At 47.2% G+C, this 15,272-nt stretch carries 10 protein-coding genes and 1 pseudogene; 6 read left to right on the top strand and 5 right to left on the bottom strand.

The features are described from left to right. Positions 1–242: 242 nt before the first annotated feature. Together GV64_RS08895 and metG are read left to right on the top strand one after the other, a co-directional pair. On the top strand, positions 243–2,459 hold the full coding sequence (locus GV64_RS08895) for a hypothetical protein (protein ID WP_152553980.1): 2,217 nt from the start codon (positions 243–245) through the stop codon (positions 2,457–2,459). Positions 2,460–2,581: 122 nt separating this feature from the next. Continuing rightward, a complete protein-coding gene (gene metG / locus GV64_RS08890; protein WP_020580433.1) occupies positions 2,582–4,639 on the top strand; it encodes a methionine--tRNA ligase in 2,058 nt (685 codons plus the stop codon). A gap of 58 nt (positions 4,640–4,697) precedes the next feature. Here metG and rsuA read toward each other — a convergent pair whose 3' ends face one another. Beyond that, positions 4,698–5,399, bottom strand: coding sequence for a 16S rRNA pseudouridine(516) synthase RsuA (rsuA, locus tag GV64_RS08885; RefSeq protein ID WP_020580434.1), 702 nt, complete (start codon positions 5,397–5,399; stop codon positions 4,698–4,700). Positions 5,400–6,582: 1,183 nt separating this feature from the next. On the opposite strand from rsuA, the gene GV64_RS08880 reads away from it, so the two are divergent. From GV64_RS08880 to GV64_RS08870, 3 genes are all read left to right on the top strand, one after another. Continuing rightward, positions 6,583–7,944 (top strand): DEAD/DEAH box helicase, encoded by a 1,362-nt coding sequence (locus tag GV64_RS08880; RefSeq protein ID WP_020580437.1) that lies wholly within the window; start codon positions 6,583–6,585, stop codon positions 7,942–7,944. An 8-nt stretch (positions 7,945–7,952) separates the two neighbouring features. Continuing rightward, on the top strand, positions 7,953–9,335 hold the full coding sequence (locus GV64_RS08875) for a DEAD/DEAH box helicase (RefSeq protein WP_020580438.1): 1,383 nt from the start codon (positions 7,953–7,955) through the stop codon (positions 9,333–9,335). Positions 9,336–9,416: 81 nt separating this feature from the next. Continuing rightward, on the top strand, positions 9,417–9,818 hold the full coding sequence (locus GV64_RS08870) for an SMI1/KNR4 family protein (protein WP_020580439.1): 402 nt from the start codon (positions 9,417–9,419) through the stop codon (positions 9,816–9,818). A gap of 471 nt (positions 9,819–10,289) precedes the next feature. On the opposite strand, the pseudogene GV64_RS08865 reads toward GV64_RS08870, so the two are convergent. Beyond that, positions 10,290–11,306: pseudogene (locus tag GV64_RS08865) on the bottom strand (MFS transporter); the annotation flags it as partial. 426 nt (positions 11,307–11,732) lie between these two features. Here GV64_RS08865 and GV64_RS08860 point away from each other — a divergent pair. Beyond that, positions 11,733–12,437, top strand: a complete 705-nt coding sequence (locus GV64_RS08860) for a phosphorylase family protein (RefSeq protein WP_020580441.1) — start codon at positions 11,733–11,735, stop codon at positions 12,435–12,437. A gap of 79 nt (positions 12,438–12,516) precedes the next feature. On the opposite strand, the gene GV64_RS08855 is transcribed toward GV64_RS08860, so the two are convergent. The 3 genes from GV64_RS08855 to GV64_RS25225 all read right to left on the bottom strand — a co-directional run bounded on the left by GV64_RS08855 (position 12,517) and on the right by GV64_RS25225 (position 15,246). After that, entirely contained in the window at positions 12,517–13,410 is an 894-nt protein-coding gene (locus tag GV64_RS08855; protein WP_020580442.1) for a LysR family transcriptional regulator, read from the bottom strand. 309 nt (positions 13,411–13,719) lie between these two features. Continuing rightward, a complete protein-coding gene (locus tag GV64_RS08850) occupies positions 13,720–15,084 on the bottom strand; it encodes a nucleobase:cation symporter-2 family protein (protein WP_152553979.1) in 1,365 nt (454 codons plus the stop codon). A 24-nt stretch (positions 15,085–15,108) separates the two neighbouring features. After that, the gene (locus GV64_RS25225) at positions 15,109–15,246 is read right to left on the bottom strand and encodes a hypothetical protein (protein WP_020580444.1); all 138 of its coding nucleotides are present in this window, start codon (positions 15,244–15,246) and stop codon (positions 15,109–15,111) included. Positions 15,247–15,272 lie beyond the last annotated feature (26 nt).

The following is a 15,272-nucleotide window of genomic DNA, read 5'->3' as shown; positions in this document are numbered from 1 at the left end:
CCCTGCATGACGACGATGACCGCCAGCTCTCCGATACCGAAGAACAGCTGAGTACCCGTGACCGGCAGTCTCCCAGCCAGTTGCCACCGGCTCCCGGTGACCGCCCCCTGGATGACGGCACCACCCTGCATGACGACGATCGGCAACTCTCCGATACCGAAGAGCAGCTGAGTACCCGTGACCGGCAGTCTCCGTTCCCCGAGATCGCCCCTCTGGTTGAAGGCGAAGCTGCTGATGAGGAAATGGATATAAATGAACCATTAGTCAGCAGTAGCTCTGAAGAAAAGCTCGATTCAATCGAAGATGGTGTAAATCAGGCTAAAAGCGAACTCGGTTCAATGGAGAGTAGACTTCAAGAATTACGCCAGCAACAGACCAGACTGCATAGCGAGAGTACTTCAGATGATGTTACTACCCATCAGCGTAGAGACTCTTCATCATCGTCCTCTGAAACAAGAGGAATTTACGACCTTGCAGCTGCTTCAACTGAGCCAACAAACATCCAAGAGTTTGTGAAAGAGCAACATCAATCCGGTTCTACAGTTATAAACAGTGATGATAGCGATCATTTCGAGGATGAAAATCTTCAGGACTATGGTGAAGACCTTAGGGGTGAATTAAGCTCCATGCAAAGAGTGCTTGAACCTCAAAGGTATGCTCTGAGTACTGCTGATAATTCCCTGAGCATGAGCCTTACCGGGGAAGAGTCTCTGCCAACCGACGTAGTCCCACGCTCAACACCGAGTGTCACACAAACAGTGATTGACAGTAGTGAAAAGAAAAGGAGTGAACCAGAGCCGGGAGTAACCTCTGGGGGAGATAAAAGAACAGTTGATGAGAAGGAGCAATTTATTGAACGAACAGAACAACAGCTCGAGAAACAACCTGCCAGCCAGTTTGTTTCTCGGACTATACAGTTCGCTCGAACATCACAAAGTAAAAATGATGCACAGCTTTCTTCTGAAGTAGACCCGATGGGTGGCACAGAACAGAGAACTGAAGACACACTTGCCACAGGGGATAGTTCATTAGAAGCACTGTTTGCAAACAAAGGGCAAGACAGAGTTACAGATGATACTGTAGATTCTGTTTCACAAGAATTAAGGGATAAGGCTCAATCTGAAACTTCAGCAAGCACAACATTAAAACACAGAGAAGTCATTACACGCGTAACATCTGATCCCGTAAAGAGAGCAGCAATCCTTGAACAAGGTCAGGAGGTTCCAGAAGATTTTTCAGATCGAGTAGTTCATCCTGATGGAAGGGTAAGTGTTCTGACCATTCGTGAAGAGTATGTGGAAACTGAAGAAACGACAATCATAGAAACAATTACCGATGAGCAGGCTCTTGAAGATGTTCGGTCAGAGGCTGACCAGGTCAAACCTAAAACGCATGAAACAACAGCAACAGGCGATACTGAGATAAAAACCAGTGAGAGTGAACGCGATTCAGGTACAACACCTATGAGCGATGAGGAAATGAATCGTTTATCTCTTGAGATGCAAAAACAAACTTATGTATCCAGTACTGAGAGATTCATGAGTTCACCACTGACGGTGTCTGTTCCACTGGGCAAACAGAGCTTAACCGCTACGCCTGCGGTGACTCAGCAAGGTGGTCAAACTGAAATTCAGGAAAGTGAGCAAAAAGAAGGCTCAAACCAGCCCACTGACCTCAGTGCACGTGAAAAGAGTAACGAGCAAATAGCCGTTGAATTAAGAGTGCTCAGAGAACAATATCCACCAACTGAGCTTGACCCAGCATCCGTTAAGGAGTCAACACGGTACCGAACTGAAATTAAACTTACTACATCTTCCCCTCAGGCAAGCAGCGAGTTAACGCCTGAACATTCGGAGAGGGCTATAACTGAGAAAACGTGGGAAACAACGTTTAAGAAAGATGATAAAGTTGCAGAAGCGAACAAGTCTGGGTTCGCAATATATGATTATTACCGTGAATCTCTCTCCAAAACTCGGGAGCAAGACCTTAAAGGGGAGGCTATTGGCGGTGAAATGGAGCGCAAAGATTCTGACTATACCCAAATAGTTGAAGTAAATGAGCCTACAAGTTCAGCAGAAACCACTCGTATTCGCACCGTTACAATTAAGCTTGGTGATAAAAAGGAACCTTATAAACACATTGATTTTCCTGAAGGTAAGACCCTAAAAGAGATAGAGGAAGGTGTTACTAAAGAAATCAATAGCATTAGATCCGACGTACTCAAGCGCTGGCAAAAATTGAGTATTGAGGTAAATTCAAGGCTGAAAGGGGCTAGCGAAGATGATCCTACGCTGACTGTTTCATATGAAGCGGAGAGAGCATCAGTATATAGAGCCAGATCCAGTGCTGATGAACCTGCACAAATAGCAAGAAGCCTAATTACCTCACTTAGAGAATCAGAAGGAGAAGCAGCAGTCCATGCAGGGGAAGGGGAGGATCCAGAAACAACCAGTCTTTAAATATAATTCCTAAAACCTCTGATAAGGGTAAAAAGCGGGACTGTTCCGAATAGGCTTTCCTATGGACAGTTTGTATAATGGCGCATTCCCGTTTTTTTACCCGACCGTCAAGACAGAATCGAATGAGCCAACGCAAAATACTTGTCACCAGTGCCCTGCCTTATGCCAACGGCCCATTGCATATGGGCCATCTGGTGGAATACATCCAGACTGATATCTGGGTTCGTTTCCAAAAGCTTTTTGGAAATCAGTGCACCTATGTCTGCGCTGACGATGCCCATGGCACCGCCATCAGCCTTCATGCCGAGAAGCAAGGCATCACGCCTGAAGAGTCCGTGGCCCGTATTAACATTGAGCGGGTTCGGGATTTTGGTGAGTTTTATGTGGAATTTGATAATTACCACTCCACCCACTCACAAGAGAACCGCAAACTCTCTGAAGCCATCTACCTGGCCCTGAAAGAAAAAGGCCATATTGTTAGCCGCAACATTGTCCAGGCTTACGACCCGGAAAAGAAAATGTTTCTGGCGGATCGCTATATCAAGGGTGACTGCCCCAAGTGTGGAGCCCATGACCAGTACGGTGATAACTGTGAAGCATGTGGTGCTACCTATTCTCCAGCGGATTTGAAAAATGCCCGCTCTGCTATTTCTGGAGCAGCTCCTGTTGAGAAAGAGAGTGAGCATTTTTTCTTCAAACTTTCTGATTTTGATGCCTTCCTGAAGCAGTGGACCCGTTCGGGTACCCTCTCTAACGAGATTGCCAACAAGCTGGCAGAGTGGCTGGATGTGGGCCTGCAGGACTGGGATATCTCCCGTGACGCACCTTACTTCGGCTTTGAGATTCCCGGTGAACCCGGTAAATATTTCTACGTCTGGCTGGATGCGCCAATTGGCTACATGGCCGCTTTTGAGAACCTGTGCCAGCGCCGTGATGACCTGAGTTTTGATGAATATTGGAATAAAGACAGCCAGTGTGAAGTACACCACTTCATTGGCAAGGACATCGTTAACTTCCACTGCCTGTTCTGGCCAGCCATGTTACACGGTGCCAACTACCGGACGCCGACCCGTGTCAATGTACACGGATATCTGACTGTAAATGGCGAGAAGATGTCCAAGTCCCGTGGCACGTTTATCACTGCCCGCACTTTCCTGGAGCATCTCGACCCGGAATATCTGCGCTATTACTACGCCGCCAAACTATCCAGTCGTATTGATGACCTGGACCTGAATACCGATGATTTCATCCAGCGAGTGAACTCGGACCTGGTGGGCAAGGTGGTGAATATTGCCAGCCGGAATGCAGGTTTTATCAAGAAACGCTTTGATGGGAAGCTCTCTGCCAATAATATTGCGCCTGAATTGACCACAGAGTTCCAGGAAGCAGCCAGTCGAATTGCTGACTGCTATGAAGGTCGTGAGTTTGGCAAAGCCATGCGAGAGATCATGGCCCTAGCAGATAAAGCCAATGCCTGGATTGATGAAGTGAAGCCCTGGGTGGTTGCCAAAGAAGAAGGCAAGGATCAGGAGCTGCACGACATCTGCAGCACAGGTATCAACCTGTTCCGCTTACTGATGATCTACCTGAAGCCGGTGCTGCCAGCCATGGCAGTGAAAGCCGAAGCGTTTCTTAATGTAACGCCGTTGAACTGGCAGGACAGCCAAGCTTTGCTGCTGGATCACAGCGTCAACAAGTTTGAACCGTTGATGACCCGCGTGGAAGCCGATAAAGTAGCGGCTATGATTGAAGCCAGCAAGGAGGTGCTCGCCCAGATGGAATCATCCAATAAAAATGAAGGTAATTCGCCCACCTCTTCTGGAGAGTGGTTGGAAAAAGACCCCATTGCCGATGAAGTTGCGTTTGATGATTTCGCCAAGGTGGATCTGCGTATCGCAAAGATCGTGAATGCCGAACTGGTCGAAGGTGCAGGTAAGCTGCTGCGCCTGACTCTGGACATTGGTGAAGCGGAACCTCGTAATGTATTTGCCGGCATCAAGTCTGCCTATGCCCCGGAAGCACTGGTTGGCAAACATACGGTCATGGTCGCTAACCTCGCGCCCCGTAAAATGAAGTTCGGTGTCAGCGAAGGCATGGTGCTGGCGGCAGGACCGGGCGGCAAGGACCTGTGGATTCTTGAGCCCCACGAAGGTGCCCAGCCAGGCATGCGCGTGATGTAATAACTCCCCCATAAAAAAGCCCCTTCACCGGGGCTTTTTTATTTTGTCTCCAGAACGATCAGACTGAATCAATTTCATCCTGCGTCAGATACCGCCACTCTCCGGGCCTAAGAGACGAATCAAGCCCTATAACGCCTACCTGCTCACGATGCAGGCCAATCACCTTATTACCAATGGCAGCAAACATACGTTTTACCTGATGATATTTACCTTCAGTAATGGTCAGCAAAACCTCTGTGGGTGAAAGAATCTCCAGAAGTGCAGGCTTGGTCAGCGACTTCTCCCCTTTCAGCTCAATGCCAGTGGCAAATAGCTCAATCAGCTCTGCGGCCTGAGCCTCTGGTAGAGGATCAGCCAACTGTACACGGTAGCGCTTACCACAGACCTTAACGGGTGACGTCAGTCGGTGGGACCATTGTCCATCATCCGTAATCAGCACCAGACCGGTGGTATCCGCATCCAGCCGACCGGCAATATGCAGTGAGAAGGCTTTGGGAATATCCAGTAAAGAGAGCACCGATGGATATATCTCATCCACATTAGAGCAGAGGGTATCTTTCGGTTTGTTGAGCATGATATAGCGAAGCCCACGGGCCTTAACCAGCTCTCCCAGCAGGCGGACTTCACAGTCATCTGACACCTTGAAAGCACTGTTTTTTACCACAATACCGTCACAGGTGACTTCTCCACGATGCAAACACTTTTTTGCATTGGCACGGGAGAGCTCGGTACTTTCGCAGAGGTATTTATCCAGACGCATAGAGACAGCTTTGTGTGAAAAGTGCAGATAGTAATACCAAATTTAAAGAACAACTACTTAAAAAAACCAATAAGACTTCCTGATTATCACTTAATGTTCTGCCAATATAGAGGCAGATACCTTGAACCTGATGCAGCATAGCAATTTCAAGCATCTATCGTTCCTGCAACAATTTTATCTACAAGGGTTCCTCTCTACGATGCTTAAGCAGAGAGATGATCAGCTAAAACTTAGCAGGAATGATTAAGCTGTAATGAGAGCTGGCACCTTTTTATTAAGGTGATTACCAAGTTTATCATCATATATAATGATAAACCGAATATAAAAAACCATACTGCCAAGCGATTATAGTGCCTTGATAATATGACTTCTTTAAAAAAACATAAGCCACATTTAAAAATTAATTTGGCTTATGCTTTATGATCATCAGGGATTAAATCCTCAATTCTCTAAATGGATCTTTCCAAAATAGGCTTAGAATTAATATCTCCCTCTTGCTCTGCTGGTTTCAACAATTTGACTGGGCTGCTAAGAGCTGTAACTTTTATCCTTCCGAAATAACTTCCAGAACTCACCTGCCCCAAGAGAACCAACTCAGAGCCAAGCTTCTTTATTTCAGATACTTCATCCCTTTTAGTTAGTTGAGGTAGAATTTCATCTAGCCTAAGCCTTACATCTCTATCTTCAACTCCTTTTGATTCATCGTGATCTAGATCACTATTTTAAAATAGGCCTCATACAGCTGGGGATTATTAATTTTCACAGCCTGATAAAAGTGAAATATATCTTTACAAACATTAGTATTTTCTAAATTTCGTTACAACGATCCAGAATCAACAGTTAATAAATCATGCGAGATAGAACAGCCAACCGAATTCGTCACCTAACTTAACCTCAAACATATTTATACCTAATTCTTAAATAATCCGTTCAATTCAGAATGACCGAAATGAAAAAATTTATGCCATCTCATTGATAAAACACGTTGATATTCTCAAAGTTCATCACCCCACAGGGAAAATTAACTTTTGGATTAAATATGAAAAGCTGCCATATACTCACCACGAAGGGGACCCTTAAATAATAAATATTGGCTTTTCATATAATCAGTCATAGAATGCACCACCATTTACCCCTTTCCACATAAAATCGTATTTCCCCCCTATGGTCGAGGAACTTCCCATTGCTATTTTCTGAACTGGCCCTGCATGAACGGGTGCAAAAAGCCCTGACTGAACTGGGTTTCGATAAAGCCACGCCAGTTCAGGAGAAAACCCTGCCACTGGCCATGGCTGGTAAAGATCTAATGGTCAGTGCCGAAACAGGCAGCGGCAAAACAGCGGCCTTTCTGCTGCCCATGCTCAATCATATGCACAGCCACCCTGCTCCTCATTCAGCCACCCGTGCACTGATTCTCGTACCTACTCGAGAACTCGCCCTGCAGGTTTTCCAGATGTGTGAAAAACTGGCTCAATATACCTACATCAAAGCGGGCCTTATTATGGGTGGCGAAGACTTCCGCCATCAGATCAACACACTGCGGAAAAACCCGGAAATCCTGATTGCAACACCAGGTCGCCTGATCGAACACATGGAAAACAATAACCATGACTTCAGCGACCTGGAGTATCTGATACTGGACGAAGCGGACCGAATGCTGGACATGGGATTTGGTGCCGACGTTCTGACCATTACCAATGACTGCCGTAAAGAACGCCAGACACTGTTGTTTTCTGCCACGCTGACCGGCAACCAACTGGGCAAAATGGCAGAAGAAGTACTCAACGACCCAACCCGGATAACCCTGAAAACCGCCCGGGATAAACATGAGAATATCCACCAGCAGATTCTACTGGCAGATGATACGGCTCATAAAGAAAAACTGCTGATCTGGCTGCTGGAAAATGAAACCTACGAAAAGGCACTGATTTTCACCAACACCAGAGCCCAGGCCAATACCTTCATCGGAAAAATCCGGGTCAAAGGGCTGAGGGCGGGTATCTTGCACGGTGACATGGATCAGCGTGAGCGCAAGCATGTTATGCGTCTTCTGACGGATGGCGCTATCAACATTCTGATTGCCACTGATGTTGCCGCCCGTGGGCTTGATATCAAAGGCGTACAGCTGGTGATCAACCTGGAAATGGCCCGTAACGGCGACGACTATGTACACCGCATTGGTCGCACCGGTCGTGGTGGAGAACAGGGTCTGGCCATTTCCCTGATCGGGCCGGATGAATGGAACCGGATGTCCAGCATCGAGCGCTACCTTAAACTGCGATTTGAAAAGCGCACCATCAAAGAACTTATTGGCAGTTACAAAGGTCCCAAGAAGCTGAAAAGCTCTGGCAAAGCCGCCGGTAAGAAAAAATCAGACAAAAAAAACCCGGCTAAAAAAGGCGCCAGTGAGAAACAGCGTCACCGGGTTAAAAAGAACGTAGGTAAACGCCGTACATCGGCTGACGCCCCTCAGCCTTCGACCACCACACACGTAACCACAGCAGCGATTGATTCTGGTTTCGAACCACCCAAGCGCAGGAAGTAATATTTAACATGAGTAACAACACCCCTTTTTCCGCTCTTGGGCTGGATGAATCACTGCTTCAGGCTGTCCATGAGGCAGGCTATCAACAACCCACCCCAATTCAGGCAAAAGCCATCCCCATGGCCTTGACTGGTCGTGACCTGATGGCATCGGCTCAGACGGGTACCGGTAAAACGGCTGGATTTACCTTACCTATTCTCCACCGTCTTGCCCATATGCGTGCCAGTAAAGCTATTCGTGCACTGGTACTGGTGCCTACCCGTGAATTGGCTATTCAGGTTCATAGCAGCTTCCAAACCTACGGCAAACATACTTCCGTTAAAGCCGCAGCCATTTATGGAGGTGTGGATTTTGACGAACAACTTCAGCTTCTGAATGAAGGGGTTGATGTACTGGTTGCTACGCCGGGTCGTTTGCTTGATCTGATCAATAGAAAACATATTGGTCTGGAGAGTTTGCGAATTCTGGTACTGGATGAAGCGGATCGAATGCTGGATCTGGGTTTCCGGGAAGATATTGAACGTATTTTGAAAACCGCACCCGTAAAGCGCCAGAACCTGCTGTTCTCCGCCACCTTCTCAAAAGATATTAAACAGCTGGCTCATGATTTCATGCGCCACCCGGTAAAAGTTGAACTGGAAAACCCGAATTCTGCAGCCAAAACGGTCTTGCAATCCTTCTATCCCGTCGACCAGCAGGATAAACCAGAGATTCTCAGCTACTTGATTAATGGCGGTGGATGGAAAAAAGCCCTGGTTTTTGTCCGCACCAAGAAAGCGGCCAACAGAATTGCTGAATTACTGGAAGAAGATGGCATCAATGCCCAGGCCATTCACAGCGATAAAAGTCAGTACCTGCGTATTCGTACGCTGGAAGATTTTAAAGACAATTACTTCAATGTTCTGGTCGCTACAGATGTTGCCGCTCGTGGACTGGATATTGAGCAGCTACCGCTGGTCATCAATTATGACCTGCCTAAAGTGCCACAGGACTATGTTCACCGCATTGGTCGGACCGGTCGTGCTGGACAAGCTGGCCGAGCTATTTCCCTCGTCAACCCGGAAGAAAAGAAGTTACTGACCAGCATCCAGCAACTGATTAAAAAGCCACTGGAAATTGAGCCTCTTCCTTACTTTGAAAATGGCGAAGTGCGGGCAGCGGATATCACTGAACCTCTCAGTAATACCCGAAAAAAGCGGTCAAAACCTGACCTCAAAGCTGGAAAGCCTGCTATAAAAACATTTAGAAAGAGTCAGACAGGAAAACGCCCTGGCTCTGCAAAAGAAAGCAGCAAAGACAGTGGGAAAGAGAGAGCCAGAAAACCTTTTGGTGCTGCCGCCAAAGGAAAACAAAGGCCTTCAACTTTCTCTGGAAAAAAACGCAAGTCTTGAGTCGCGTTTGTAAGGCTGTCCGGGGGGCAGCCTTACAAGTTTTACGTAGCTCCTGAAAAATGAGTGATAAGGTCGCATACGATGGAAGATGTCATTGATGAACTTCGAGAACGGGCTCTGGATGTTGCTGTTCCTCTGGAGCTACCCGATGAAGACCAACTGGTTGAGGTAGAAGAGCAAATCCTGATCTCACTGCCCTATGAGCTCAGAGAGTTTCTGCTTCAAGTCAGTGATGTTATTTATGGCTCAATTGAGCCCGTAACAGTCACCGATCCACACTCTCACACCTACCTTCCAGAAGTGGCTGCCAACGCCTGGGCTGAGGGACTGCCCAGAGAATTAATTCCTATCTGTGAACATAATGGCGAATACTATGGTATTTCAGAAGAAGGCGAGGTCGTTCGCTGGGCTGATGGTGAAGTAACTGACGACAGCTGGCCTTCTATCTGGCTCTGGGTCAGGGATGTGTGGATGGAAAGCTGATAGTCCAGACAAAAGCCTTAAATCCCGATTTATATCATCCACTGTCATTCCCGCAAAGACGGTTGTTCCAAAACCCTCCGAAAACCTCGTTCGCACGCTTTGCGTGGGAACGAGGGCAAAACGTAATCTGCTAACGACCTACGCCGAGATCGTCCTTCAAACCAGCTCCCTGCTACCACAGGCTGGCATGGATGCAGGTTCCGGTTCAGCATCAACCAGCCTGTGATTAAACGACTCTTTCGTCAATAACCCAGCCACCGCACCCACTAAAACAGCAAAGACAATTAACATCATGGAGGACTGGAAATCCGCAAGGGATGGATTGCCAGCATCAATGCCTCCGGTGCCCGCCAGAAATGCCCAGAACCCAGTACCGGAGAGTGCCAATCCGGGCGCAGCCATCAATACGCCAGTCCAGAAAAACTGCATGGTATTCACATGAGAACTGGCCGCGCCAATCAGTTTCGCAGGAACCAGAGCCAGGGCAATGGGAAAATTCATGGCCGTACCGGCAGAAAAGAAACCGATAATAAAAAAGGTCATTGAGCCAGCAGACTCAGGTCTGGTGATCAGATACAGTAATGACAACGCATGACAGATGGCTGAAATCACAGTGATGGGACGATTCATCCGGATTCGTTCAGAGAGCCACACCCAGAAAGGGCAGCCAAACAACATCCCGACAAAGGCAAAAGATGAAATAGCCACAGCCTCAGGCTGAGACATTCCAACTTTAGTTAAAAAAATGGGACCCCATACCAGGCACACGGCCATATGTGCGCCGAAAATCATGCCAGCATGAATGGTGTTTAACCACAAGCGGGGCCTGATCATGACACGCCCCATACACAGGGCCACCTGTGACACCAGTTTTTTTAACCCTGGCCAGACAATAGGCTCGCTGTTTTCCAGCCTTGGTTCGCGGATAAAGATAAACATAAGAACAGAAACGACCGTAATCAAAACCACTAAACCATTTAAACTTGCAGACCATCCGAAGGTTTCAACGGTATAGCGAATGGCATTCTGATTAAAATACGAACCAATGGCACCCACTGCCTGAACCAGACTAAACATGATTCCAAAACGTTTTAAACCAAACCATTTTCCTCCGACAACACCGGCACCAACAAATCCAAAAGCACCTCCAATCGCCAGCATTAAATTAGCCAGAACCAACATTTCAAAAGAAGAAGCATTAGCAAATGCAAGCCCACCCAGAACCGTGAAAACACTCACAATAGGAAGAATACGAACACCAAGATGGTCAAGAAGTGATCCGGAAAACAGCTGTACACCGGCAACAGCCCAAGTGTAAGTAGAAGCGATGATACCGACCTGGGCTAAGGACAAGCCCAGGTCTTTGGCAATAAAGGTACTGGTTACTCCATATGCGATTGATATTGCAAAGCAGGTAATCACGTAGAGGGTTGTAACGCTCCATATTATCCACGCCCTCAGGCCACCCAGATTATCCAATTTACCCATGTGACCTTCCCCTTTTAGGACTTCATGCACGTATAGGAAACAGACAAACAAATAGGATATTTAGGAAAAACCTTGAATCGTTTTTAAATAACTTACAACCACTGATCCATATTAAAATGATTTAACGCAAAAAAATAATGGCAAATCAACAAATCAATTTACTCTCAACAAAAAATGAAATAGAGAAAAACTGATTAATACCTGACCTATTATTTTTCTTTAATTAATTTAAATAAAACAATAATTATTGATGGCATTTTTATCAAAGTTATTATTAATCATATAACTGGCTGTAAAACAGAAATAAAATATAAAAAACATAACTATCATAATGAGAATATACAGAGTCACTTCAGCAAGAGTCGATTAAAAGTAATTTTGTATTAAAATAGTACGGATAATGAGTACCCTGTATATAGAGACCCTATGAAACGAATCCTGATTATTATGGCCATGGAAGCCGAGGCCAAACCAGTTATAGAGAAGCTTGGACTAACAGCCCTGGCAGACAGTCACACGCTTCGGGGTAATTTCCCGCGCTTTCAAGGTGAGTTTGAGGGTAAAGAGATCATCATCTCACTCAATGGGAAATCCAGTGAGTATGGTGTCGATAGAATAGGCACCGAGTTTGCTGCTCTGAATACTCAATCCGCCATTCTTGAGTTTGCTCCGGATCTGATCATTAATGCGGGAACCTGTGGTGCTTTTTCAGCCGATGCTGACATCGCGGATATCATCACTTCCGACCAGCCCGTGGTGTATCATGACCACCGGGTGCCTATGGAAGGGTTTTCGGAGTTTGCAACCGGCCATCATCCTGTCACGTACAAACCTGACTATTTTCAGGGCGTTGCCCATAAACTGGGGGTGGTAACGACCGGTAATTCGCTGGACATGCCAGAAGTCGACCGACAAATCATTGAGCAGAACCGGGGCATGGCAAAAGAGATGGAGTGTGCTTCGGTTGCAGCAGTGGCCAGTCTTTATGGTATTGATTTCTTCCCAATCAAATCGGTTACTGACCATGTCGATATTGAGCTGGATAATGTAGAACAGTTTTTGGAGAATCTCAATCGGGCCAGTCTCAAGCTGAGTGAAACGCTGATCAAAGTATTAACCAATATCGATTAGTACAGGGGAAAACTGATTTGATGCAGTAACATCTGCATCAAATCCTCCCCTTAAAATGAAACTTAACTGAATACTCTCTTCACTTTGTGTGAAAAAATTGGGTAGAAAAAATTTCTTTCAACCACACAGCAGCAGGTCCAAGCTGCGCTCTTACGTTCCATAACAGGTCTACCCCCACCTCCCATTTCGTATAAGGGTAAGACTCCAATGGCAGTTCTACCATCTGCCCTCTGGCAACATAGTCATTAACAATCGGCCTGGGCAGGATGGACCAGCCAAACCCCGCCAGTGTCATTTGGATCAACGTAGTGTAGTTATCAATATAAATGCGCTGGGAAGAGCGAAGGTATTCTGAGGTAATCAGATTATCGCCGTGGGGACTGAACACCAGCTGACGATAATTACTTAAGTCTGCAAAAGAGATTGACGACAGTTGACTCAGTGGGTGATGAATATGGGCAACTTCCGCTATTTGTAATGTCCCCAGCCGACAAAAACCAATATCGGTGGGATAATTCGGAAGCGTAATCAACAGAGCCAGCTTTACCCTCCCATTGTGGAGACTGGTCAAAGCATCATTCAGGTTCATGCTTTCAATGTGAAGGTTTACGTAAGGAAACTGCTCACAGAATGCCCGAACCGTCGGTGCAACGAGTGTATAAGGGATTGCAGGATCAATAATAATGGACAGGTTATCTTCAATCTCTGCAGCACAGGCATTTAACTTGCCTTCAAGGTTATTAGCCTGACTGATGATATTGTTGATGTGCTTCAATAAGTCCTGACCAACCGATGTCAGAGCCAGAAACTTACTACCCCGCTCAAAAAGAACAACCCCCGCTTCCCGTTCAATATTGCAGATCGTCGACGATACGGTTGACTGGGCCTTTCCCAGCCTTCTGGCTGCCGCTGAAAAGGAGCCACATTCTGCCGCTGTTTTTATGATTAACAGCTGATCCAGCGTCAATGCCATTTCTTTTCCCCAGCCGTTAGGAGTGGCTATACCCAAAGGATTTCAAGTTGCTACGCGCCGACAGACAAGTAAGCGAGGCCCCGTGAGCTCACAAACCGTAAGTGATCGGGATGAGCGAACGTAGCCAACAAAGTAGCAACTTGAAAGGCGACGGGTATATCAGCACATTGGTTTTAAAGGTCTGGCTGGCAAGAATAGTGGGTTATCAATACCGTTACTCTGACGTACGTCAGTTGCTGCAATGCCCCTTTTACCCATGCACAGCGCATGAGGAAAAGGGACAGCGATTGAGCCGGAATATATCCCAGTTTAGAGATCAGCCACTAACGGCGCACTGTGATTCGCTGACTGTCGGAAAATATTAAAGAGGTAGTTCAGCAGCAAGGCCGAAACACCTGCCAGAGTGATTGGGTTGTTCAGCAACATTTGTAAGCTGCCAGGCAGGAAGTTAAAGAAAATCGGGTTGGTAATGGAGAGCATGGCCAAACCCAGACTGATAGAAACAATCAGAAGGTTGCTTTTATTGTCCATATCCACCTGACCAAGGATTTTCAGACCGGTACAGGCAATGCTGCCAAACAATACCATGGATGCACCTCCCAGCACCGGCAGAGGGACACAGGCCGCCAGGGCAGAAAGCTTGGGAAAGATACCCAGCACAATCAGGAAAACACCGCATAATGCCACCACCCAGCGACTGCGCACACCAGAAACCCTCAAGACCCCGGTATTTTGTGAATAGGTCGTGTAGGGGAAGGAGCACATAATCCCGCCAAGCATCGTGCCAAGGCCTTCTGCCCTGAGGCCCGCTGCAATATTTTCAGGTCCCACCTGTTTTTCGCAAACTTCTCCAATGGCAATATACCCCCCGGTGGATTCAATCATGGTCACCAGCATTGCCAGTAACATACTGATAATGGCGGCCAGCTTGAATTCCGGTAACCCAAGGGCAAACGGGGTCACAATACCAAACCATTCTGCACTGGCGACGCCGTCAAAGCTGATTTTTCTCATCAGAAACGCCAGAATCGAGCCGGCAATCACACCGATCAGAATGGCAACACGTGGCAACGCACCTTTGCCCCACATCATGATGGTGGCAACCAGTATCATGCTGAATGCTGCCAGCACAAAATCGTCCATGGCAACCTCCTGAGCACCGGAACCTTTTCCCCCTCCCACCCACATGGCGGCAATGGGCAACAGGGATACCCCAAGCACCGTGATCAGTGTGCCGGTCACCACGGGAGGAAAGAAGCGCAATAACTGGCTCCAGTATCCCGCAATCAGAAAGGTAAAGGCACCTGCAGCAATGGTTGCCCCGAACATGGCATTAAAACCATAACTGGAGCCGATCATGATCAAGGCAGGAATAGTGACGACCGTGGTACCCTGAACAACCGGGAGACGGATGCCAATATGGTTTCTGGCAACACCAATACCAAGGCATTGAATAATGGTGCAGATACCACTGGTTACAAGACAGGCACTGATCATAAAGACCACCTCACTGGAGGACCAGCCCAGTGCGCCGGCAATGACCATGGGGGTCACCACCAGACTGGCATATGCAGCCAGCAAATGCTGGATAGCCAGTGCCGTCGATGGGCCAGGGGGTAGCATTTGTTCTACAGGGCGTACTGCCTCTTGCTTACTCACTCTCTGTCTAAACATGCTTGTTCTCTCTTATGAGCGTATTTATACGTCACCACTGGAGATGCAATAGCCAGACACTTCCCCAGTGGATGCAATCACCACTTCAGACCCAGGAGGCTGACCGAGGATAGACTGCCCTACCGGCAACTGCTCCTGCGTTGCTCTAGCTCCTGCATCCATGCAGTCGTGCGGTGGCAGCACATTGG

This window comes from Endozoicomonas elysicola, assembly GCF_000710775.1.
GTDB lineage: Bacteria > Pseudomonadota > Gammaproteobacteria > Pseudomonadales > Endozoicomonadaceae > Endozoicomonas > Endozoicomonas elysicola.
Note: the sequence above shows the minus strand (reverse complement) of the source record. Positions and strands in the feature narration are given on the sequence as shown.